The 22,174-nt window shown below is 63.7% G+C and carries 23 protein-coding genes and 1 tRNA gene; 14 read left to right on the plus strand and 10 right to left on the minus strand.

What is annotated here, in order from left to right; translation table 11 throughout:
* Window positions 1-61: 61 nt before the first annotated feature.
* Both ABEA18_RS06570 and ABEA18_RS06575 read left to right on the plus strand, forming a co-directional pair.
* The gene (locus ABEA18_RS06570) at window positions 62-544 is read left to right on the plus strand and encodes a cation:proton antiporter regulatory subunit (protein ID WP_059389838.1); all 483 of its coding nucleotides are present in this window, start codon (window positions 62-64) and stop codon (window positions 542-544) included.
* A 5-nt stretch (window positions 545-549) separates the two neighbouring features.
* Window positions 550-1,755 carry a cation:proton antiporter gene (locus ABEA18_RS06575; protein ID WP_345448489.1) on the plus strand — a complete coding sequence of 402 codons (1,206 nt, stop codon included), beginning with the start codon at window positions 550-552 and terminating at the stop codon, window positions 1,753-1,755.
* 137 nt (window positions 1,756-1,892) lie between these two features.
* On the opposite strand, the gene dcd is transcribed toward ABEA18_RS06575, so the two are convergent.
* Entirely contained in the window at window positions 1,893-2,468 is a 576-nt protein-coding gene (gene dcd, locus ABEA18_RS06580; protein ID WP_236813334.1) for a dCTP deaminase, read from the minus strand.
* A 133-nt stretch (window positions 2,469-2,601) separates the two neighbouring features.
* On the opposite strand from dcd, the gene ABEA18_RS06585 reads away from it, so the two are divergent.
* Window positions 2,602-4,383 (plus strand): CAP domain-containing protein, encoded by a 1,782-nt coding sequence (locus ABEA18_RS06585; protein ID WP_345448490.1) that lies wholly within the window; start codon window positions 2,602-2,604, stop codon window positions 4,381-4,383.
* Window positions 4,384-4,386: 3 nt separating this feature from the next.
* On the opposite strand, the gene ABEA18_RS06590 is transcribed toward ABEA18_RS06585, so the two are convergent.
* A complete protein-coding gene (locus tag ABEA18_RS06590) occupies window positions 4,387-4,833 on the minus strand; it encodes an SRPBCC family protein (RefSeq protein ID WP_345448491.1) in 447 nt (148 codons plus the stop codon).
* Between the two features lie 237 nt (window positions 4,834-5,070).
* Between ABEA18_RS06590 and ABEA18_RS06595 the strand changes: the two genes are divergently transcribed.
* The 3 genes from ABEA18_RS06595 (at window position 5,071) to ABEA18_RS06605 (ending at window position 6,516) form a co-directional block, all read left to right on the plus strand.
* A tRNA-Gly gene (locus ABEA18_RS06595) sits at window positions 5,071-5,144 on the plus strand.
* Window positions 5,145-5,230: 86 nt separating this feature from the next.
* The gene (locus ABEA18_RS06600) at window positions 5,231-5,365 is read left to right on the plus strand and encodes a hypothetical protein (protein ID WP_345448492.1); all 135 of its coding nucleotides are present in this window, start codon (window positions 5,231-5,233) and stop codon (window positions 5,363-5,365) included.
* Window positions 5,366-5,382: 17 nt separating this feature from the next.
* Window positions 5,383-6,516, plus strand: coding sequence for a N(5)-(carboxyethyl)ornithine synthase (locus ABEA18_RS06605; RefSeq protein WP_425550489.1), 1,134 nt, complete (start codon window positions 5,383-5,385; stop codon window positions 6,514-6,516).
* A gap of 78 nt (window positions 6,517-6,594) precedes the next feature.
* Here ABEA18_RS06605 and ABEA18_RS06610 read toward each other — a convergent pair whose 3' ends face one another.
* On the minus strand, window positions 6,595-7,992 hold the full coding sequence (locus tag ABEA18_RS06610) for an MFS transporter (protein WP_345448494.1): 1,398 nt from the start codon (window positions 7,990-7,992) through the stop codon (window positions 6,595-6,597).
* A 150-nt stretch (window positions 7,993-8,142) separates the two neighbouring features.
* On the opposite strand from ABEA18_RS06610, the gene ABEA18_RS06615 reads away from it, so the two are divergent.
* Window positions 8,143-8,997, plus strand: a complete 855-nt coding sequence (locus ABEA18_RS06615; protein WP_345448495.1) for a LysR substrate-binding domain-containing protein — start codon at window positions 8,143-8,145, stop codon at window positions 8,995-8,997.
* Here ABEA18_RS06615 and ABEA18_RS06620 read toward each other — a convergent pair.
* Window positions 8,981-9,574, minus strand: coding sequence for a TetR/AcrR family transcriptional regulator (locus ABEA18_RS06620; protein ID WP_345448496.1), 594 nt, complete (start codon window positions 9,572-9,574; stop codon window positions 8,981-8,983). The genes ABEA18_RS06615 and ABEA18_RS06620 overlap by 17 nt on opposite strands.
* 99 nt (window positions 9,575-9,673) lie before the next feature.
* Here ABEA18_RS06620 and ABEA18_RS06625 point away from each other — a divergent pair, with 99 nt between their 5' ends.
* The 3 genes from ABEA18_RS06625 to ABEA18_RS06635 all read left to right on the plus strand — a co-directional run bounded on the left by ABEA18_RS06625 (window position 9,674) and on the right by ABEA18_RS06635 (window position 11,560).
* Window positions 9,674-10,006, plus strand: coding sequence for a putative antibiotic biosynthesis monooxygenase (locus tag ABEA18_RS06625; protein WP_345448497.1), 333 nt, complete (start codon window positions 9,674-9,676; stop codon window positions 10,004-10,006).
* A gap of 55 nt (window positions 10,007-10,061) precedes the next feature.
* Window positions 10,062-10,490 (plus strand): aspartate 1-decarboxylase, encoded by a 429-nt coding sequence (gene panD, locus ABEA18_RS06630; protein ID WP_172465683.1) that lies wholly within the window; start codon window positions 10,062-10,064, stop codon window positions 10,488-10,490.
* 143 nt (window positions 10,491-10,633) lie between these two features.
* The gene (locus ABEA18_RS06635; protein ID WP_345448498.1) at window positions 10,634-11,560 is read left to right on the plus strand and encodes an AEC family transporter; all 927 of its coding nucleotides are present in this window, start codon (window positions 10,634-10,636) and stop codon (window positions 11,558-11,560) included.
* A 7-nt stretch (window positions 11,561-11,567) separates the two neighbouring features.
* Here the strand turns inward: ABEA18_RS06635 and ABEA18_RS06640 are convergent, their stop codons facing one another.
* From ABEA18_RS06640 to ABEA18_RS06650, 3 genes are all read right to left on the minus strand, one after another.
* Complete coding sequence (locus ABEA18_RS06640) at window positions 11,568-14,207, minus strand: trehalase-like domain-containing protein (RefSeq protein WP_345448499.1); 2,640 nt, start codon at window positions 14,205-14,207, stop codon at window positions 11,568-11,570.
* A 137-nt stretch (window positions 14,208-14,344) separates the two neighbouring features.
* On the minus strand, window positions 14,345-15,334 hold the full coding sequence (locus ABEA18_RS06645) for an LLM class flavin-dependent oxidoreductase (protein WP_345448500.1): 990 nt from the start codon (window positions 15,332-15,334) through the stop codon (window positions 14,345-14,347).
* Window positions 15,335-15,445: 111 nt separating this feature from the next.
* Window positions 15,446-15,874 (minus strand): YybH family protein, encoded by a 429-nt coding sequence (locus ABEA18_RS06650; protein WP_345448501.1) that lies wholly within the window; start codon window positions 15,872-15,874, stop codon window positions 15,446-15,448.
* A gap of 190 nt (window positions 15,875-16,064) precedes the next feature.
* On the opposite strand from ABEA18_RS06650, the gene ABEA18_RS06655 reads away from it, so the two are divergent.
* From ABEA18_RS06655 to ABEA18_RS06665, 3 genes are all read left to right on the plus strand, one after another.
* Entirely contained in the window at window positions 16,065-17,039 is a 975-nt protein-coding gene (locus tag ABEA18_RS06655; RefSeq protein ID WP_345448502.1) for an ABC transporter substrate-binding protein, read from the plus strand.
* A 67-nt stretch (window positions 17,040-17,106) separates the two neighbouring features.
* On the plus strand, window positions 17,107-18,057 hold the full coding sequence (locus tag ABEA18_RS06660; protein WP_345448503.1) for a D-2-hydroxyacid dehydrogenase family protein: 951 nt from the start codon (window positions 17,107-17,109) through the stop codon (window positions 18,055-18,057).
* Window positions 18,058-18,082: 25 nt separating this feature from the next.
* Window positions 18,083-18,559 (plus strand): GNAT family N-acetyltransferase, encoded by a 477-nt coding sequence (locus ABEA18_RS06665; RefSeq protein WP_345448504.1) that lies wholly within the window; start codon window positions 18,083-18,085, stop codon window positions 18,557-18,559.
* Here ABEA18_RS06665 and ABEA18_RS24605 read toward each other — a convergent pair.
* From ABEA18_RS24605 to ABEA18_RS06680, 3 genes are all read right to left on the minus strand, one after another.
* The gene (locus ABEA18_RS24605) at window positions 18,538-19,047 is read right to left on the minus strand and encodes a GNAT family N-acetyltransferase (protein WP_425550488.1); all 510 of its coding nucleotides are present in this window, start codon (window positions 19,045-19,047) and stop codon (window positions 18,538-18,540) included. The two genes, ABEA18_RS06665 and ABEA18_RS24605, sit on opposite strands and share 22 nt — an antisense overlap.
* A gap of 99 nt (window positions 19,048-19,146) precedes the next feature.
* Entirely contained in the window at window positions 19,147-19,644 is a 498-nt protein-coding gene (locus ABEA18_RS06675) for an NUDIX domain-containing protein (RefSeq protein ID WP_345448506.1), read from the minus strand.
* Window positions 19,645-19,646: 2 nt separating this feature from the next.
* A complete protein-coding gene (locus tag ABEA18_RS06680) occupies window positions 19,647-20,198 on the minus strand; it encodes an NUDIX hydrolase (protein WP_345448507.1) in 552 nt (183 codons plus the stop codon).
* A gap of 552 nt (window positions 20,199-20,750) precedes the next feature.
* Between ABEA18_RS06680 and ABEA18_RS06685 the strand changes: the two genes are divergently transcribed.
* Window positions 20,751-22,160, plus strand: coding sequence for an MFS transporter (locus tag ABEA18_RS06685; RefSeq protein WP_345448508.1), 1,410 nt, complete (start codon window positions 20,751-20,753; stop codon window positions 22,158-22,160).
* The last annotated feature ends 14 nt before the right edge of the window (window positions 22,161-22,174 follow it).

Consider the following 22,174-nt stretch of genomic DNA (forward strand, 5'->3'; position numbering starts at 1 on the left):
TTGCGCGGCGGCTGCGAGTGGCATCATTCCGCCGCCCCTTCAAGAGGGCTAGGGTGGACTTATGAACGTGGATGAGACAGAACTTCCAGGCCTCGGGGTCCGCAAGGATTTCATCACGGCCTCGGGACGCCGGATCGGTGTTGTCGAGATGCGGGAGGGTGAGACCGAGCTTTTCGTCTCCACATGGGACGATCCCGATACCTGCCAGGCATCCATCCCGTTGACCGCAGACGAGGCCGCCGCACTGGGCAACCTGCTGGGCGGGCAGCACATCGCGATGCGTTTGGCCGAAGCCCACAAGGAAATCCCCGGCATTGTCACGCGGCAGTTCTCCATCACCGCGGACTCCCCTTTCAACAACCAGCCCATGGGCAAAGCCCAGATCCGCACCCGCAGTGGTGTCTCGATCGTGGCGATCATGCGCGAAGGCGAAGTGGTTCCCTCACCGGCCCCCGACGTCGTCCTTCACACAGGTGATTTGCTGGTGGCTGTCGGTACGCAGGAAGGTCTTGACTCTGCGGCTGCCATTCTGCGCAACGGCTGACGTCCATGGACCCCCTGGCCCTGACCCTCATTGAGCTGGGCGCAGTCGTTTTCTGTCTCGGTCTCTTGGCGCGCTTGGCCGGCAGGATCGGCATGTCACCCATTCCGCTCTATTTGGTGGGGGGACTGGCGTTCGGGGCGGGTGGACTGATCAAGCTCGATGGCATGCACGAGTTCGCCCACCTTTCCGGCGAAATCGGCGTCATCCTGCTCCTGTTGATGCTCGGCTTGGAATATACAGCCGCGGAACTCGTCACCGGGCTGCGGCGCTCCTGGCAAGCCGGCGTTTTGGACCTCGTGTTGAACTTCCTGCCGGGCGCGGGCATCGCGGTGTGGCTCGGCTGGGGACTCGTGGGCGCGATCGTCATGGGCGGCGTCACCTATATTTCTTCCTCCGGCATCGCCGCGAAGGTGATCACGGACCTCGGCCGGATCGGTAACCGTGAAACGCCGGTAGTGTTGGCCATCCTGGTGTTCGAAGACCTCACCATGGCCATCTACCTTCCGATCCTGACGGCGATCCTCGCAGGCGTGGGCTTCCTGGGCGGGCTCCAGACGGTGGGCATTGCCTTAGCCGTCGTCACCCTCGTGCTGGTGGTGGCCCTGAAACACGGTCATCGGGTTTCCCAGGCCGTGCACAGCGAAAACTCCGAAGTCTTCCTGCTCAATCTCCTTGGGGCCGCACTTCTCGTGGCGGGCATCGCTTCCGCCCTCCAGGTCTCCGCGGCCGTCGGGGCGTTCATGCTGGGCATTGCCATTTCGGGGGCAACGGCCCACAACGCGACGCGGATCCTTGAACCGCTGCGGGACCTCTTCGCGGCGATCTTCTTCGTAGCCTTCGGCCTCAACACGGACCCGTCCAGCATCCCGCCAGTCCTGGGCTGGGCGCTGCTCCTTGCTCTCGCGACAGCCGTGACCAAGGTGCTGACCGGATTCTGGGCGGCAAAGCGGGCAGGGATCGCCATTCCCGGCCGGTTCCGCGCCGGGGCCGCCCTGATTGCCCGCGGCGAATTCTCCATTGTCATTGCGGGCCTGGCCGTGGCCTCGGGAGTCGTCCCGCGCGAGCTTGCCGCCCTCGCCACCGCGTATGTGCTGCTCATGGCCATCATTGGACCGCTCGCGGCCCGCTTCGTGGAGCCGACGGTCAAGGCCTTCCGCAAGTCCTCGCGCAAACCGAAGGCATCCGAGCCTATTGCGTCCTTCGAAGCGTGAGCATCGGCCGTTCTCCGACGCTCGCTCACTTTTAGGCCGTTTCCCGCCGACGCTCGCTCACATGATCTGAGCGAGCGTCTCGTCTATTGCCGACATATCTGAGCGAGCGTCCTGGAAAACTCACTCCTCGGCAAGGGCTAAACAGCCGTCCGGTGGAAATTCAGGTGGCTGCGGCTGGCGGTGGGGCCGCGCTGGCCTTGGTAACGGTTGCCGTAACCGCCGGAACCATACGGATGTTCAGCGGCCGACGAGAGCCGGAAGAAGCACAACTGGCCGATCTTCATGCCGGGCCACAACTTGATGGGCAGCGTCGCAACGTTGGAGAGTTCCAGCGTCACATGGCCCGAGAACCCGGGATCAATGAAGCCGGCCGTGGAGTGCGTCAACAAGCCGAGGCGCCCCAGCGAAGACTTTCCTTCGAGTCGTGCGGCGACGTCGTCCGGCAGGCTCACGGTTTCGTATGTTGAACCGAGCACAAACTCGCCCGGGTGCAGGATGAAAGGCTCATCACCCTCGACCTCAACCAGCCGGGTCAGCTCAGGCTGTTCCTCGGAGGGGTCGATGTGTGCGTATTTGTGGTTGTCGAACAGCCGGAAGAAACGGTCAATCCTCACATCCACCGAGGACGGCTGAACCATCGCGGGGTCGTAGGGCTCCAGGACGATACGTCGGGAGTCGATTTCGGCACGTATGTCGCGGTCAGAGATCAGCACAGGATCAAAAGTACCGTATGCATCGCGCACCCCGTGGTGCCGGAGTGGCGCATGGGACTATAGTGCACCACATAGACTACCGTTACCGCTGTTGTGTTTGGGAACGGTGGCACGACGCGAATCTGGGGAAACATTGAGACGAATTGCGGTGCCCGTTGCCGTGTTGGTGGTCTGCCTTCTCACGGTGATGGCCCCTGCCTCTGGCCTGCTCGCAGTTCCGGTTTCACTCGCGGGAACTGCCGCCGCTGCCGCGCCTTCCACCTCAAACACCACCGCAGGCGCTGAAAGTACGACGACGGCGTCCGCACCGCCGTCGGGATCCAGCCTTCCGCAGGCCGCACCGGCGCCGGCGTCGCCAACAGCCACCCCCGCACCACCAGCAGCCGCTCCTGCCGCAGCCGCGGCTGGCGCGGGCACCGCCTCAACCGTCGCAGCGGCGACCTCCCCTGCGCAGGGGAGCCCCGTCGTCGAGCCCGGGAAAGGCACCTCACCCCAGGCAGTGGCCGGCCCGCCCCCGCTGCCCTCCATCCCGCCGGCATCCGGCCCGGACCCCCTCCCCGGAACCGGGGCGGGGGACGCCACACAACCGGCACCAGCTGCGACGAAGTCCTCCCCCGCAGCTGTGCCGCTGGTCTCGACGCAAGCATTGGTCAATGACGATAATTCCGCCCAGGTGCTGGCCGTGTTCAACGCCATCAATGCCTACAGGACGTCGCTTGGCTTGAATCCGGTGAAGTACAACCCCACGGTGTCCACTCTTTCGCAGGACTGGTCCAACAACATCGCCAGCCGCCAAGTGATTGAACACCGCAGCAACTTCTGGACCGACCCCAGGGCCTTGAACCCCAACAACGGGGCAGGCGAGATCATCGCAGTCCGCTGGGATCGGAATGCCGCCCAGCTTGTCGAATGGTGGAAAAGCTCACCCGCCCACGATGCGCTGCTGCGGGATCCCCGTTTCAACGTGATCGGCGTTGGTATCACGTTCACCGACGGCAACTACCTGACCACCCCCAATAGCTACACGATGTGGGGCGTGGTCAATCTCTTCGGCTATACGACGCTCCCCGCCGGCACAGTCAACAGTCCGGGCGCCGGCACGGCCCCTCCCCAGCTTCCGCCCCCGACCGTCTGCGACCCCATCGCGAAGCACCAGCCGCCCACGCTGGACCTCAGCGCCGCAGCCATCCGCAGCGCCGGTGACCTCGTCGCCGTCGACCCCTCCGGCAACTTGAGGGACTACCCGGCACTCGGCAACGGCACGTTCGGTCCCGCCCGGACGGTCGGATCCGGTTTCGCCGGGGCGAAAGAAGTGATGACCACCGATTGGGACCGCGACGGTGTGATCGACGTCTTGGTCCAAATGCTGGACGGCAGGCTCCTGCTCTACCCCGGAGCAGTGAGCGGAGGATTCAAAGCGCCGGTGACGTTAGGCGGATCGGGCTGGCAGTCGATGACCATGGCCGTGGGCATTTGGTGCGGCAACAACCGGCTCCCTCAAATCCTCGCCACTGATTCCAGCGGCGCGCTCTACCTGTACCGGAACCTGGGGCTCACCGCCCTGGTCGGACGGACCCAAGTGGGCTCGGGCGTCAGCGCGATCCGGCTGAGCATGGTGGACTACGACGCCGACGGCTTCCAGGACCTGCTGGCGGTGGAAGCAAACGGGAACCTGCGACTCTACCGCGGCTCCGGGCTCACCGCGCCGAGGGCAGAGGCACATCTAGTGGTCGGAACCGCCTGGACCGACTACTCCGGATTGCGCTCGCTCAAGGGTGTCACTGGCCTCAACACCACCGGAATCGCGGGCCTGCTGAGCAATGGAACGATCGAGTATTGGGACCTGACCGGCGGAAGCCTCACGACGCCGAGCACTCCGATAACCGGTTTGGGCGGACTCAAGCTGGCGCAGTAGCGCTCATGCCTCCGGGGTTTGCTCTTCGATGACCGACTTGAGCTGCTCCACCTGGACCACTTCATCTTCCATGGTCTTCTGGATCATGCTGTTCATGAGTTTCTGCAGGCCCTTGGGGTGGTACTCCAGGGCGAAGCGCAGGCGGGTATTGGGCCCCTCGGTGCTGAGGTAGTAGCCGCCCGTGGGCCGCGCAGGGCCGGCGACGACGGCGAAACGCACTTCGGCGCCTGGCCTGGCTTCAGTGATTTGGAAGTCAGCCGCGATCGGTCGCCCGCCCGGGCCCGCCAAAGTCTGCTGGTAAACGGCGCCTTTTTCGCCGGCGTGTCCCGAACGGAGCGAGATGCTGCGGATACCGCTGCGCCACAGCGGATTGTTGAGTCCATCCACCAGGAATTGATAGACAGTCATGGCATCGCGACCAATGAGTACTTCATGCTCTGCAAATGCCACGGAATCCTCTTTCGGCGTACGGCTCATAGACATAGCCGGGTTCCCCATGACACAGCAGCTAACTGCTACAGAATAGTCAGGCGCGGCGCGGCGCAACACACCCACGTCGAGCCTTAACCGAATCTTTACGAGCTCCATAGGGAATTTGATGAGACCGTGATACCGGTGAGTCTGTGTCTGGATCAGCGCGCCATCTGCGCTAAGCTGGGATCTGCTCCGGCTGGTTTGCGGAGTATTGCGGGCGTAGCTCAATGGTAGAGCGCTAGCTTCCCAAGCTCGATACGCGGGTTCGATTCCCGTCGCCCGCTCCAGTTTTGACCGGATACAAGACGTCCCATCGCCTGGGTGTATCGTCAGAAGCTAGGAGCCATTTCGGCTCTGCTCTAAGGGAGCGATCATGGCTGACAAATCACCTCGCCAAGCTGCATCGAAAAAATCCGGCAAATCCATCAAAGAAAAGCGCGCAGATAAGCGGGCCTCAGAGTCCTCCGCAAACACGGTGGCCAAGCCGGCAACCGGCAACAAAAAGTGAGCGGCCATATAGGCGCCATGACCCTCGGCATCCTGTCGTCCTCGCGGAAGCCGGACGAGCGCCGGCTGCCTGTCCATCCCCTGCACCTGGAGCGTATTGCTCCGGAACTCCGGCAGCACATCCGGCTTGAGCGCGGCTACGGCGAGCGCTTCGGCTTTTCGGACAACCAACTTGAGCCGCTGGTCGCTGGCATGGCAAGCCGTGAAGAACTGATCGCGGATTCGGATGTCATTCTCCTGCCCAAACCGCAGCCGGAAGACCTGGCCGACCTCCGCGACGGGCAGGTCCTCTGGGGTTGGCCGCACTGCGTCCAGGACAGGGCCATCACCCAACTCGCCATCGACAAGAAGCTCACCCTGATCGCCTTCGAGGCGATGAACCACTGGGCCAGCGACGGCGGCTTCGGGCTTCACGTGTTCCATAAGAACAACGAACTTGCAGGCTACTGCTCCGTCATCCACGCCCTTGCCCTGACGGGCTCGACGGGTGACTACGGGAGGCGGCTGAGCGCCGTCGTGATTGGTTTCGGAGCCACAGCGCGTGGCGCGGTCACAGCCCTGAACGCGCACGGCATCCACGATGTCCAGGTGCTGACCAACCGCGGAGTTGCGGCGGTCGGTTCCCCCATCCACTCGGTGCGCATAGTGCAGTTCGACCACGACCAGAACGCCCCTTTCCTGAGCGAGGTCATTACCGATCGCGGACGCAAGCCGCTGGCTCCGTTCCTTGCCGCCGCCGACATAGTGGTCAACTGCACGTTGCAGGACCCGAACTCGCCGCTGACATACCTGCGGACCGAGGACCTGGATGCGTTCCAGCCGGGCAGCTTGATTGTTGACGTCTCCTGTGATGAAGGCATGGGCTTCAGTTGGGCGCGGACCACAACGTTCGCCGAGCCCATGTTCACGGTGGGCGACCACATCAACTACTACGCCGTGGACCACAGCCCGTCCTACCTGTGGAATTCCTCCAGCTGGGAGATCAGCGAAGCGCTCCTGCCTTTCCTCGAGACTGTCATTTCGGGCCCCGAAGCCTGGGACGCCAGCGAAACGATCTCGCGAGCCATCGAAATCCGCGACGGGATCATCCGAAACCCGGATGTGCTCCAGTTCCAAGGGCGCGCAGCGGACTATCCGCACCTTGCGGCGTAGTCGCCTCGTAGCCTAATAATGCGGCTGAGCCGGGCGCCTTGTGGGTGCCCGGCTCAGCCGCATTTGGGCGATACTCCGTTACGCCGACTGCGCGACGATCCGCACCATCCGGCGTCGATCCCGGACATTCACTTTGAGCCGCAACTCAGACTTCCGGGCCAGCACGACGGCGACCGTCGCCGCGGCGAGCGCCGGCACCCCGCCTGACACCAAGAGTGCTGCGTGCGGGTTCAGGTGCTCGGCAAGCCAGCCCATCATGGGTCCACCGATGGCTTGGCCACCGATGAGCACCATGATGTAGAGGCTCATGACGCGGCCGCGGATGCTCATGTTGGCGCTGACCTGGACCAGCTGGTTGGCGGCCGTCAGGAACATGAGGCACCAGAATCCGGAGAGGACCATGGCGGCGGAGAGCCACACCATGGATGGCGCCAACGCGGCCAGGCACAGCATCAAGCCGTACATCCCGGCGCACAGCACCACCGAGCGCAGGCGCAATTGGCGGCGGCGGGCCGAAGTGATTGCTCCGGCCAGCGCGCCAAGGGCAACCATGGCGTTGAGTAATCCGTAGCCGCCGGCACCCGCATGGTAGATGTGGTCCGCGAAGGCGGCGAGGAGCACAGGCAGGCTCATCGCGAAGACCGCTACAAAGCCGGCCATGAGCCACGGCCAGTAGATAGTGGGCTTGCTGAGGGCGTATCGCAGGCCTTCCTGCAGCATTCCCTTGCGTTTTGGCACGGGCGTGCTGACATAAAGTTCATTCTTGCGCAGCATCAGGAGCATGGTCACGGTGGAGCAGCAGGCCACCGCGTTCGCCGCGAAAGCCCAGCCCGCGCCGACCGCGGTCAGCAACACGCCAGCCAGGGCGGGACCAATCAGGCCGCCCAGCTGGAACGTGGTGGAGTTGACGCTGATGGCGTTGCGCAGGTACTTCGGTCCCACGAGTTCGTTGACAAAGACCTGCCGGGCCGGCTGGTCGAGGACCGTCACGAGGCCCAGGACAAACGCGATCACGTAGACGTGCCACACCTCGATGTGGTGGCTCAACGCCAACACGGCAAGGATGGCGGCCAGGGAGGCCGCGACGCTTTGGCACAGGATGAGGATGCGTCGCTTGGGGAAGCGGTCCGCCATCATGCCGCCCCAGGGACCCAGGAACAGCGACGGCGTGAACTGCAATGCCACCGTTATTCCGACGGCGGTGACGGATCCGGAGAGCTGGAGTACCAACCAGTCCTGGGCAATCCTCTGCATCCAGAGGGCGATGACTGCTACGAAGTGGCCCATCGCGAAAATCCGGAAGTTGGGTACTTTGAGGGAAATAAAGGTGTGCCGCCAAGGCAACCGTTCGCTGACGACGGCGATGGGCTGGGTGACCGTATCCGGTTCGGCAGCGTGTGAAATTCGGCTGCTTGCGGCGAGTGAATCGATGGCGGGTTGGCTGACGTTTGCCGCTGAGGGCGGTGGGGGTGCCAAAAGTAGTCCTTGGATAGACGTTTCGCTGGGATGCCTTTAACGCTAGGGTTGGCCGCGGTGATTATGGAAGTGAATTGGCCGTATAACTAGCATTGCGAAGTGCAATACACCGGCGTGAGCGGCGGTGAACCTAGCTATTCAAGGAGTCCCGTGTTCGAACCCGTGCAGCTGCGGTCCTTCCTGGCCGTGGCCGAGACTTTGAGTTTCACGAAGGCAGCCGAGCGCCTCGGCTTGGCACAGCCCACGGTCAGCCAGCATGTGAGAAAGCTGGAGACGGCGGCCAAACGGGCGCTTGTAGCCCGCGACACCCGGGATGTCCGGCTCACGGACAATGGCGACGCCATGGCAGGCTTTGCCCGCAATATCCTCTCCGCGCACGATTCCGCGGCGAGGTACTTTTCCGGCTCCGCGATGCGAGGCCGCCTCCGGTTCGGAACCGCCGACGATCTCGCCATCACAGGCTTGCCTCGGATCCTGCGCGAGTTCCGGCAGCTGTACCCCCAGATCAACCTGGAACTCACGGTCAGCCAGAGCGACCAGCTCTACAAACGCGTCAATGCGGGCCAGTTGGATCTCGTCTTCGTGAAGTGGGTGGGGGAGGCGAAGGACGGCACGGTGGTCCGGCACGACAAATTTGCCTGGGTCGGGGTCGAACAAACGGTGCTGGACCCGTCCAGCCCCGTGCCGCTGATCTGCTATCCGGCCCCGAGCGTCAGCCGGAAACTGGCCATCGACGCGCTGGAGGCCATGGGCCGGACGTGGCGGGTCACCTGCTCGACCAAGCAGATCGCCGGCGTCCTGGCAGCGGTGCGTGCGGGCATCGGCGTCGCCGTCATGCCGTCGTCGCTGGTTCCCGAGGACCTCACTGTGATCACCAAACGCTTCGACCTCCCGCCCGTGGGTGACGTCGACTTCACCTTGATCCGCAACCCGTTGGCGAACGCCGAGGTGGTGGACGCACTGACGCAGGCGATCATCGGTAGAACACTCAATAAGCAGGCGTAGCTAGCGCCTGCGCGGCGAGAAGGACGGTCCGGACGATCGCCTTCCGGCGCCGCTCCGCCCTCATTGGCCCCTTGCTGCCGGCCATGAGGCCATCCAGCTCGGGCAGTACCGGCCAGGCGTCACACAACGCAATGATGGTGAGCATCAGATCGGCCGCATCTTCCTTGGACGTCCCCGGCATGGCTCGGATGACACCGTCAACCTTGTTCCTGCAGTTCGCGGCCCGGTCCGGACGGTTCACCACATATTCGCCCCGTTCCAAACCCTCCCAAAACAGCAGCCTTGGAAGGGTGGCGTCCTGGTGGTGATGATCGAACAGGCGTCCGGCGTAATCGGCCAAGGCTTCGGGACCAGCGCCCTCGATGCGGACTTCGTCCACCACTTTGCTGAGCTGGGACGCGATCACGGCGTCGAAGAGAAGATCTTTCTTGCCGAAGTACTGATAGATGCGTTCCTTGTTGACTCCGGCCGCAGCAGCGATGCGGTCCACCCTGGCGCCGGCGAGTCCGAATTGGCAAAACTCGGCAGTCGCTGCCTCAAGGAGGAGTCGCTTGGTCCGCTCGGTATCCCATGCCATGTGTCCACCTTAACAGATTCCAACCAAGTAGTTGCAGTTTTTGATGGCGAGGTCTAGTCTGAACTCACGCCGAAAGCAACCAATTAGTTGGAGAATGTCATGAGCACCCAAATCCCCGTTTCCGCACCCGCGGATAGCGCCGCGGTTGCGCCGGTTCCCGCGCCCGCTCCGCACTCTGCGCACCTGCCTTCCGTGCACACGCCTTCAGTACACATGCGTGCCGCCATCACGTGGCTGGCCATCTTCCCCCTCGTCGCGATCGGCATGACGATCCTCGCTCCGCTCACGGAGTCCTGGCACCCCGCGCTGCGCGCCCTCGTCCTGACCCTCGTTGTGGTTCCTGCAGCCGTCTACCTGGTTGTCCCGAAACTGCTCGCCGGCTACGGCTCCCTGAAGAGGCGGCAGGCAAGAAAGGCCACGGCCAAGGCCTAGGCTGTGTCAGGCATCACCCGGCGATCGGGCGGCCACGCGCTAAACTTGTCACGTTATGAACCGCACAATGTTTAAGTCCAAGATCCACCGCGCCACGGTGACCCATGCCGATCTGCACTATGTAGGTTCAGTGACGGTCGACCTGGATCTGCTGGATGCCGCGGATATTCTCCCCGGCGAGCTCGTCTCCATTGTTGACGTGACCAATGGCGCGCGCCTGGAAACTTACACCATTGCCGGCGAACGCGGCTCCGGAGTCATTGGCATCAACGGTGCCGCAGCGCACCTCGTGCACGTGGGCGACGTCGTCATCCTCATCACCTATGCCGAGATGACCACCGAAGAGGCCAAGGCTTACCAGCCCAAGGTTGTCCATGTGGACAGGGCCAACAAAATCGTCCAGCTCGGCAGTGATCCAGCCGAAGGCATTACTCCGGGCATCATGCGCCCGCCTCATGCCCTCAACAACGCACAGCTGAACTAGACTCCCCTTAGTCGCGGGGCACCTCCTTACGCGGTCCACATGGCGGAACATGCCGCCGTCGAACCTTACAGGCGAATAAAGCTGATTTAGGCTGGGACTGTGAACCCACGCCGCTCCGCGCCCGTCCCCCTCCGGATGCCGTAGTGCTGGGCGTCCTTTCCGGGTTCTTCGTGGTGTGGGCCATCATTCTGGTGGGGATGTTCGTCGGCAAGCGCGGGATCCTGGGGGACAATGCGCGTTCGGTCCTCAGCGGCCTGACCTTCTTCGTCGCGAGCCCTGCGCTCCTCTTTGAAACCCTGGGCAAGGCCCGTCTCCACGACATCTTTGCCGCCCCGCTCCTTGTCACGGCGGTGGGTGCGGTCGCCACAGGCAGTTTGTTCTTCGTCATCGTGAAGTTCTGGCTCAAGCGCTCCCTGCCCGAATCGCTCATGTCCTCCATGAGCGCTTCCTTGGCCAACTCAGCGAACCTCGGCATCCCTATCGCGGTGTTCGTCCTGGGCGACGCCAGCTATGTGGCGCCGCTGCTAATCTTCCAGCTCGCGTTCTTCACGCCTATGTACCTGATGGCGCTCGATGCCAGCACCAGCAGCCACCGCACCACTCCCCTGCGCTTCGTCCTGATGATCGTCCGGAACCCGATAATCGTAGGATCCGCCCTCGGTTTGGTGGTGGCTGGGACGGGCTGGCAGGTGCCTTCGCTCATCATGGAGCCGATCCATTTGATAGGCGGCGCCGCCATTCCCGCAATGCTCATGGCGTTCGGGATGAGCCTTAACGGCTCACGTCCCTTGCAAAAGGACACGGGCCGCCGGACGGATGCCCTGCTGGCCAGCGGCTTCAAGCTGTTTGTCCACCCCACGATGGCGTACCTGTTCGCCCGCTTCGCGCTGGGCCTGGAGGCGCATGCCTTGTTCGCCGTGGTGGTCACAGCGGCCCTGCCCACTGCGCAGAACGTATTCGTGGCTGCGAGCCGCTACAACACAGGAATCACCGTGGCCAAGGATACGGTCCTGATCACCACGGTGGTGGCCGTCCCCGCAATGATCGCAGTGGCCCTCCTGCTCACCTAAATAATTCCTACTCTTCGTCCACGGAGTCGAGGTACCTGTCGAGGAGCTGCGCGCAGCGGATGAAGCCCAGGTGCGAATACGCCTGCGGGTGATTGCCTAGGTGGGTCTCGGTGCCCGGGTCGAATTCCTCGGGAAGCAGACCGGTCGGGCCGAAGAGGGCCACGAGCTGATTGAACAACTCAAGCGCATCGTCCAGCCGACCGACAGCCAGATACGCCTCGATCAGCCAGGTGGTGCAGATGTGGAACCCGCCCTCCAAACCCGGCAGGCCGTCGTCGTACCTGTACCGGAACACGGTGGGACCCACCCGAAGTTCCCGCTCGACGGCGGTGACGGTGTCCAGGAAGCGCTGGTCGCGGACGTCCAGCAGGCCCGAGAGTCCGATGTGGAGCACCGCCGCGTCCAGGTCGGGGCTGTCGTAGGCCACGGTGTAGGAGCTCGCGGATTCATCCCAGCCCTCGCGGAGGACTTCAGCGCGGATGATGTTTGCCGTTTCCTCCCACTCGGCCCCGATGGGGCGTCGGAACCGGACCGCCGTCTGCATGGCCCGGTCCAGGGTCACCCAGCACATCACCTTGGTGTAGATATGGTGCCGAGGCGCGCGCCGGGCTTCCCAGATGCCATGGTCGGGTTCGTGCCAGCGGGCCAGCACGGCCGACGCCATCTGCTCCATGAGTTTCCAGTGTTCGTCCGGCAGCATGCCGCGGCGTCCACTGAGGGTCTGGATGAGTTCGGCGATCGGCCCGAAAACGTCCAGCTGCACTTGGTGGTCGGCGGCGTTCCCGATCCGCACGGGCCGCGAGCCGGCGTAACCGGGCAGGCTCTCGATAATGGCTTCCGTGGACAACGGGGAGCCGGTCACGGAGTACAAGGGGTGAAGCCATTCCGGACCAGGCGCGTTCTCAAGGATGCGGCCGAGCCAGCGGAGGAAACCATCTGCCTCCTCGGTGGAACCCAGGTCCACCAGCGCATTAACCGTCATGGAGCCGTCGCGGAGCCAGCAGTAGCGGTAGTCCCAGTTGCGGGTGCCTCCGATCCCTTCCGGCAGCGACGTTGTTGGCGCCGCGAGGACCGCCCCGGTCGGCTCGTGCACCAACGCTTTCAGGACCAGTGCCGAACGGCGCACCAACGACGGTTTCATGTCGGGCAGTTCCAGCCCACGGACCCACTGCCTGGATTGGTGCGCGACGGCGGCCCGCCGGGCGAGCTCCCCGGCGGGGTCCGGCGACGTCGGCTCCGTGTCTCCGCACCTCAGGTTCATGACGACGGGACCGTACGCGAGGCTGACTTCCGCGGTAGCGGTGCCGTGCTTTCCGTCGCTCGTGACTGTGAAGGACACCCCGGGGGCGAAGAGGATGATGGGATCCGAGGTGCCGACGACGTGCAACTCTTCGCCGCGGATTTCCATGTTGAACGGGGCGTTGGCGTAGTCCGGCCGCGGTGCGAAGACAATCCGCGCGCTGCCGGTTCCGGACAGGACACGGACCAGGCTGGTGATGCCGTCCGGTGCCGGCTCAAGATAGTCGGTGACCGTGACGTCCGCCCAGCGCGTCTCCACGATCATGGTGTTGTCCACATAGCGCTGGCCCAGCACCTTCGACGTCTTGACCGGTTCCACGCTGAAGTGGCCGGCCGGGTCGCCACCAAGGATGTGCGCAAACAAGGAGCCGGAATCCGGGAGGGGATGGCTCATCCAGCAGATCTTGGCCTCCGGGGTGAGTAGCGCTGTCGAGGTCCCGTTGCCGATCATCGAATGCCGCTCCAGCCCCACCGCGTCCTCGCCGAACAGCCACGCACGGCGGAGTTCGAACAGGATGGCGAGCACTTTGGCGAAGGATTGCGGGTCCGGCAAGCGGTGGCGAGCCTTGGTTTCTCCGTCTCCGACGTGCAGGCCAAGATCCGGGCCCCGCAAGGTGGCGATCGCGAGCTCATCGCTGTCCGCGTCGCCGGCAAACAGGGCCGCGCTGGCCCCCAACTGTGTGCGCAGATGCTCCAGCGCGGCGTCTTTGGAGGGTTCCACGATGGACAGGTCCAGCACGGATCCGTCCACAATGAAAAACAGGCCCAATTCGCGGGCGATCTGGTGCGCCTCGCGCGTCACCCGTGCCACGACGGCAGGAGTGGCCGGCCTGGTGTGGATGGCTACGGCCACTGGCTTACGCTCAATGCTGATGCCCTTTTCGAAACCGATGGATTCGTTGAGTGCGGTGGCTGCCTGTTGAAGGACGGCTTCTGTGGCCATCGAGATGCTGTACGCGTAGGTCATGTCGAACTCAGCGCCGTGCGAACCGACCAGGTGGACTTCCGCAGGAAGCCGTGACACCGCGGCAAGGTCCCGCAGCGACCTGCCGGAGATGACGGCAGTGTGCGTGTTCGGCAGCGCTGCCAGTGCCCGGAGAGCGACGGCGGCACTCCCCAACGGGAGTGTCTCAGTGGACACGCCTTCCGCGGCGCAAAGGGTTCCACCGTAGTTGCAGGCCACTAGGAGCCCCGGAGTGCGGGCCAGCATCCTCAGCTCCGCGAGCAACTCCGGAGTGATTCCATCGTGGGCGGCCTCGGATTGGACTGCCGTCCGCAGGAGACCCAGCGGAAGCGATTTTGTCAGCAGCGCCGAATCGGCCACGGACAAATTGAGCGGAGTAGCCATGGGGACGATCCTTCCGGGGTGGATTCGTCCAGTTTCCGCCCGCCGGGTTTCGCCTCCATGACCCGCGTATTGCCGGGGTGTAACGAGTTTGCTTTAGTTACGTTGGATCGGCACAACAGCCATCCTCCGCGTGCTCGCTAAACCCGGGTCAGCCCCACGGCTTCCGCAACCAGCTCCACGGACCGCAGGCGCTGCTCCGTGCCCGTGCTTTGGTGGGCAACGATCAGTTCGTCGGCATCAGCGTGGCGGGCAAACTCGTCAAGGTAATCGCGCACCACTTCCGGCGTGCCCACGGCGGAGTACTTGACCATTTGCGCGATGTGCTGGCCTTGCGGCGAGTCGAGGATGAGGTCCGCTTCGGCGTCGGTAAATTCGCGTCCGCCGCCCAGGAATCGGGAGACGCGGTCCCGCTTGACCTCGAGGAAGAGCCGTTGGGCTTCTCCCGCCGAATCTGCGGCCACCACGTTGACGCCCGCTATCACGTAGGGCTCCTGCAGCTGCTCGGACGGCTTGAACTCGCGGCGGTAGACGGCGACGGCGTCCTGCAGCGCGTTGGGCGCGAAGTGCGAGGCGAAGGCGTAGGGCAGGCCGAGCTGCGCCGCCAAATGCGCCCCGAACAGGGAGGAGCCGAGGATGTAGAGCGGCACGTTGGTGCCCTTTCCAGGCGTGGCTTCGACGCCCTGGATGCGCGTGGGTCCCGTGAGGTAGCCCTGCAGCTCCAGTACATCCTGCGGGAAGGTGTCCGCGGCCATGGGATCGCGGCGGAGTGCTCGCATTGTGTTCTGGTCACTGCCTGGCGCCCGTCCAAGGCCGAGGTCGATGCGGCCAGGGTGCAGCGTCTCAAGGGTGCCGAACTGCTCCGCGATGGTGAGCGGCGAGTGGTTGGGAAGCATGACGCCGCCGGCACCGAGCCGGATGGTGCTCGTGTTGGCCGCGATGTGGGCAATCAGCACGCTCGTGGCCGAGGAAGCGATCGAGCCCATGTTGTGGTGCTCCGCGTACCAGATCCGCCGGTAGCCGAGCCGTTCGGCCAGTTGCGCCATGGCGACGCTCCCGGCGAAGCTCTCCGCCGCCGTCTGGCCTTTGCCGATGATTGCCAGGTCGAGGATGGAGAGGGGAACAGTCACGTGATGCCGGCCTTTCGAAGGTGGTTTCGTTCAAGGGGCTGGTTTCCCGGCCACTCTTGCGACAACGACGGCGGCGCCCGGGTTATTTCTCCGGCTTGCGTGGGTTCCGTCTCAGCTCGCGAAGATGCCTTTGCCGGTTTCCATATCGATGGGCAAGGAAGAGTGCTCGTGGGAGATCTTCCAGGCGTCGTCCTTCTTCTCAAGGCAAATGGTGAAGCGGTTGGTCATCGCCCGGAGCCGTTCCCCGTCGGCCGAGATCCCGGCGAAGGTCACGGCCGCATGCCCGAAAGCCACGTCCTCCCCTGCGACGGACCGCACGTCGTTGAATTCGACCCGTACGCGCTCATCGCCGAGCGAAGAGAACCATTCGCTCGCCATCGACCGCCAAGCCTCGATTCCCGTGTATTGCCATTGCCCCCAGGAATCGTAGATGTGGACGTTGTCGTCGTAGAGCGCCGCGAATGCTTCGACGTCCTTCGCGTGGACAGCAGCCGCGTAGGAATCCAGCGCCTGATTGACCGGGGTTTGCTCGTTGCTCACGAAAAATCTCCTCACGTGTCGGCGGTTGTGTGGGAGAGCCTACACCGTGGCTCTTATGTGACCCTTCGGGACCTCGAATGAACCTCCGTTAACCCCTGTATCCCAGCGTTTCAGAGCGCTTTGACCGGTGCTGGGCCCTGCCGGATAGTTGCAGCAACGCACTCCATCCATCACTTTCGAAGGGGACTCCATGGCTATTTCACGCCTCAAAACAGGCGCCGCACTGGCACTCGCCGTAACCACGACTCTCGGCCTTGCCGCGTGCTCGGACCCGGGCGCCTCAGCCGCGTCAGCGCCGTCGTCGTCCGCTTCCGCGGGCAAAACCTTCAATCTGGCGCCCGAGCAGAACCGCTTTCCCGTGCAGGTCTCGCCAGAAGCCGCCGCCTTGGTTCCCCAGTCGGTCAAGGCGGACGGCAAGCTGACCGTCGCGGTAAGCCCATTCGCCGCACCGCTGGCCGTCTATGCAACGGACAACAAGACGCCGGTAGGTAACGAGGTGGACATCGCCGTCGCGCTGGCGGAATCCCTGGGACTCAAGGCGGACATTGTCCCGACGGCCTGGGCCGACTGGCCGCTGGGCGTGGAATCGGGCAAGTACGAGGCCGTCATCTCTAACGTCACCGTGACGGAAGAGCGCAAGCTCAAGTTCGACTTCGCCAGTTACCGAGAGGACAAACTGGGCTTCTACGCCAAGAGCGACAGCTCCATCACGAAGGTGGACTCGGCTCCGGACGTGGCGGGCAAGCGGATCATTGTGGGCTCGGGCACCAACCAGGAAGCAATCCTGTTGCGTTGGGACGCCGAGAACAAGAAGAACGGTTTGAAGCCGGTTGAGTTCCAGTATTACGACGACGACTCCGCCTCCACGCTGGCGCTTCAGTCGGGCCGTGCGGACCTCACGTTCGGGCCGAACGCCACCGCATCCTACAAGTCGCAGACAGACGGCAAGACAAAGAACGTGGGCCTGGTTGACGGCGGGTGGCCACTCAAGGCGAGTATCGCGGTGACCACCAAGAAGGGCAACGGGTTCGCGGCGGCAGCGCAGGCAGGCCTGAACTCGCTCATCAAGGATGGCACCTACGGCAAGATCCTGGACCGCTGGGGCCTTTCGGCGGAGGCAATCCAGAAATCGGAACTGAACCCGCCGGGCCTGCCGAAGAGCTAGGGCCAGCTGCGGGGTGTACCTTTCCACGTATCCGGAACCGCGATCCGGACAAGCGAAAGGGAATTCCATGGGCCAGCGCCTTGCCATCCTCGACGACTACCAAGCTGTGGCTTACGACTACGCGCCGTGGGCTGAGCTCGCGAACGACGGCGTCGATGTCACCGTTTTCACGGAGCCTTTGGCGGACGCCGTGGATGCCCTCCGCGACTTCGACATGATCATGGCCATGCGGGAACGGACCACTTTCGACGCCGGGATCCTCCGGCAACTGCCGAAGCTGAAACTCTTGGTCACCACTGGAATGGTCAACGCAGCCATCGATGTGCGCGCGGCCGGGGAGCAGGGCATCACGGTCTGTGGGACGGGCGGCTCACCCGCCGCGGCGCCCGAGCTGACCTGGGCCCTGCTCCTGGCTTTCGCTCGCAATGTGCCGTTCGAGGATCGACGGCTCCGCTCTGGCCACTGGCAATCCACCGTGGGTTTCGAGCTGTCCGGGAAGACCTTAGGGGTGCTGGGACTCGGCAAGATCGGGAGCAAAATCGCCCGCTACGGCAAGGCGTTCGGCATGGATGTCATTGCTTGGAGTCCCAATCTCACGGAAGAGACCGCCGCCGATGCAGGCGCACGGAAAGTGAGCAAGGAAGCCCTCTTCCGGGAGGCCGACGTCGTTAGTGTCCACGTGCGGTTATCGGAACGGTCCCGGGCGCTCGTCGGGGAGGACGAACTGCGGCTCCTCGGCCCGGAAGGCGTCCTGGTGAACACAGCCCGCGGGCCGATCGTGGACGAAGCCGCGCTCCTCCGCGGCCTCAACGAGGGGTGGCTCGGCGGCGCGGCCCTCGACGTGTACGACGTCGAGCCCCTGCCGGCGGACCACCCCCTCCTCACGGCCCCGCGCACCGTGCTGACTCCGCACTTGGGTTACGTCACGTCGCAAAGCTACGCCCGCTTCTACGGCGAGGCCTTCGAGGACGTCCGCGCGTGGGTGCGCGGGAACGCGGTGCGGGTGCTCAGCTCTTGACGCGTCGATGAGGTTGAATAGTCCAGTGGCTGCTGAATTCTCGCTCCGTCCCGCGCGGCCCGCCGATGCCCGGTGGATCGCGGAATTGCGCGCCGTCGTCATGCGTCCGGATTTGGAGCGGCTTGGCCGCTGGGATACGGTCCGGGTGCGGGAGCGGTTCTTGAATGCGTTCCTGCCGGAACACACCTATGTCATTGCCGTGGAAGGGCACGCTGCCGGTGTCATCGCTGTCCGCCCGGAACCCGATGCGCTGTGGATCGAGCACTTTTACCTCAGTCCGGAGTTCCAGGGGCAAGGGCTTGGGGCCGGCGTGCTCCGGCGGGTCATGGGCGAGTCCAAGGACCACCGGCCGTTCCGGCTCAACGTGCTCCAGGGCAGCCCAGCCCGACGCCTCTACGAACGCCACGGCTTTGTCCTGGAGACCGAGGATCCGGTGGACGTGTTCATGGTCGCAGCGCCGCCCTCATCAATCGCTGGACGCTATGAAAGCCTGATCGTGTAGCGTCCGACTTGTCCTCGCTCTGTCGTGACGACTCGATCCAGAACGCCTCCGCAACGTTCAATAGTCTTTACCGAGGGAACGTTGTCCACGAAGCAAGCCAACAGCACTCGATTCATGCCGCGAGCCTTCGCCAGACACAGCATTTCCCGGAGCGCGGCAACGGCGACGCCGCGGCCTCTGGCGGACGGCCGGAGGCCGTAGCCCACGTGTCCCAGCACGTCCACGTCGTGTGCGGATTCGTGGCGCAGAGCGATTCCCCCGAGGACTTCGCCGTCCGCGACGATCCACCGAAAGGTGCCACCGTCGTGGCCAAGCGACGCTTCCTTGACCAAGAGCCGATCGACGAACACGCGGAATCCTTCCCCCGATCGGACATCGTCAGTCTCAACTAAACCGAAACCATCCTCATGGAGACCGTCACCCCATTCCGCGTGCGCCTCTAGCCACGCCGCATGCAAAGCAATCGAAGGACGGATCAGTAGGGACATGGTCCAACGCTAGCGTCGACGAGCGACATAGCGCGTGATCGCCCAGAGTTATGCCTTCGCAATTGTTGGGGTCGCGACAAGTGGCCTCGGCAGCCGCCACTACCTGCTCTGTTGTTCTGCAAACCGGGCAATCACGGCCGCATCCGGTTTGTGGAACGTTCGCCAGTCCGAGCGAACATCGACCCATTGAGCGGGTTGGCCCTCCTCCGGCAGGAGCTCGGTCGCGGGGTCGGCGATCGCCCAGTAGGACAAGTTCAGTGTCGCTGACCAGTCTGACCGGTGTGAGCGGGCAGCCGCGAAAGCCGGGCGGTCGGCAATAAGGAGTTCAATCCCCGTCTCTTCCGCAAGTTCGCGGACTGCCCCCTCGCGCGGCGTCTCGCCCAGTTCTACTCGTCCACCAGGAGGCACGAGGCCGCGCCAGCGATGCTGAACGACGAGTATCCGTTGGAAGTCCGGCGAGAACACCCACACATCCGCCGCCAGCGGGCGCGGATCCAAGAGCCATTCGGTGCGGAACCAGGTCAAGAGTCCGTCCTCTGTCATGTGTGCAACGGACACATCACGAATGGCCGCCTCAACACCGAACTTGTCGTGCACTGCTAACCGATCCTTGTCCCACTCAGTGACATCGCAGTTCGCCGGGCGCGTTCCAAGCGCGCGCAGAAGCCTGCCGGCACTTGAACTGGCAATTCATTGATCGGGAACCAGCGGACGTCCTCGCTTTCATCACTCACGGCGATCTCCGCATCCGGGTCTGCGGCCGCGGCGAACCCCACATCCCAGTGGGCGGTACATGAGAATCCCCCATGCAGATCGTGTCGGTCAAGATCCACGATCGCTGGAGAAAGCAGGAGCAGGTCATCAATTCCGGACTCCTCGCGGGCCTCCCTCTGTGCAGCTTCCGCCACCGAGGCGTCGTTGGACTCGACGTGACCGCCGAACTGCACCCAGAACTGCCCCTTGCGATGGAAACACAGGAGAACACGATCGAATTCGGGCGAAAACACGAAGCAGGACCCCGTGACATGCTCCGGCCCACCATTTCGACGCAACGCGGCGTCCCCCACTACGTCCAGGAACCGCAGATACGCGTCTCGCGATCCCGATTCAGGAAGTGTTCTAAGGCTGGCGAGCAGATTGGCAAGAGGCATCCTGCCATTTTGCCGCACGGGGCAAAGAACACCTCAATGCCACGACGAAGGGGGTTATTCGCGGCGGATACATGTCACCCTTGGTGCCCGTAAGCCGATCCCGCACCGGGCACTACGAGTCGTAGTCAGGGACGTTTGGTGTCATGCTTCTGGGGCCCAAAGATCTGCAGGCTCCGCGGCAGCCATCGCAAATGGCCACGCCGACCGAATTCGAGGCGGTCCACTACGCGCCTCCGCAACTCGTATGACTGCGGCACGGAACCTGCGCCGGTCCAGACAGACCCCCGTGAGTCGACGGATACAAGCAATTAACACATCAAACTCTTGACCGGGTGAGGATCGCACCCTTAGAGTTCTCTGATATATGAGTCATATGTCACATTTGGCAGCAGTGATACATAACGACGAAATCAGCTCGCGAGTCCTGCGGGCCATATCGTCTGGCGTCAAGCCAGTCGGCTTCGTCCACCGGTCGCTAAGGGCTGCGGCTGTCCGTGCGTCTAGGAAACTGCGTCAGCGGTTTGCGCTGAAGTCAGAAGGGAACAAATCTCAATGATCTATCCGACCGGGACGACGGCCTCCGTCGACACCTCCATATCAAGAGAGACCAGCTCCAAGTTCAAACGCCGCTTCATGGTGCGGCTTGTCGGTGTCTTCATCGGCGGGATGTTCCTCGATGGTTACATCCTCGGAATCATCGGCCCCGTCAGCGGACTCATGCGGTCAGACCTCCAGCTCGACGCACTATCCCTGGGCATGATCGCTGCAGGCCCGCTGGTTGGTATCTTCGTCGGCTCCCCGCTGGCCGGCTGGGCTACTGACAAGTTCGGACGCAAGCCCATGTTCCTCGTGGACATGGGCCTGTTCCTGGTCGCCTCAGCGGCCCAGTTCTTCGTAACCTCCGGAGAAGGGGCCGTGATCCAGCTGGCCATCATCCGGTTCTTCATGGGTGTCGCGATCGGCGGCGAGTACTCAATCGGTGGGCCATTGCTATCAGAGTTCTCCCCTCCAAAGCTCCGCGGGCGATTGCTCGGGCTGACTCTGATCGCCTGGTACGTCGGCTTCATGATGGCATTCATCATCGGCACGCTCCTGCACGACGCCGGCACCCCATGGCGCCTCGTAATCGGCACGAGCACGATACTCGCATTCGTCCTGTTCCTCGCCCGTTTGGGCCTCCCCGAATCGCCGAGCTGGCTCATTACCAAGGGACGGCGTGAGGAAGCACTCGCGATCGCGCGCAGATACGTCGAATCGCCCCAGATGCACAACAGCATCACCGAAGAGATCGATCTGAGGATGATCCAAGAGGCCCAAGCGGCGCAGAATAGGACCAAAATCAAGGGCGCCTCCTTCGGAATGCTGTTCTCGAGGCAGTACTGGCGCACCACCCTCTTCACCTCAGGTTTTTGGTTCTGCGCGGTCACTCCGTACTTCGCGATCGCGACCTTCGCCGACGACGTGCTCAACCAATTCGGCTTCGGCGGCTGGACCGGTGGAGTCGGCCTGTCCGCACTTGCGGCCGCGGGTGTTGTCACCACCGTACTTCTGATTGACAAGCTCGGCCGCCGAATCCTCACCGTGCCCGGGCAGTGGCTCTGCGCAGGCATCCTGCTAATCATCGGAGTCTGGGCGAACGCACCAGCGATCCTCGTGCTCGTACTGTTTCTCGCCTTTTCCTTCTTCAATGCCGGCTACACCACGATGACCCAGGTCTATCCGGCCGAGGTATTCCCCGGCCACCTGCGCGGCATCGGCATGGGCTTCGCCGCGGCCTTCAGCCGCATCGGAGCCGCACTCGGCACCTTCGCCCTGCCATGGGCGATCAGCAACATCGGCCTGGGCCCAAGCATGATCGTAGCCGCCGCCGTCGCATTACTCGGCGCAGTCCTCTCGCAATGGCTCGCGCCTGAGACGAAGGGGCGCACCCTCGCCGAAATCTCAGCAAACTTCTCCCACTGACACCGGGACTGCAC

The organism is Arthrobacter gyeryongensis, assembly GCF_039543785.1.
GTDB classification, from domain to species: domain Bacteria; phylum Actinomycetota; class Actinomycetes; order Actinomycetales; family Micrococcaceae; genus Arthrobacter; species Arthrobacter gyeryongensis.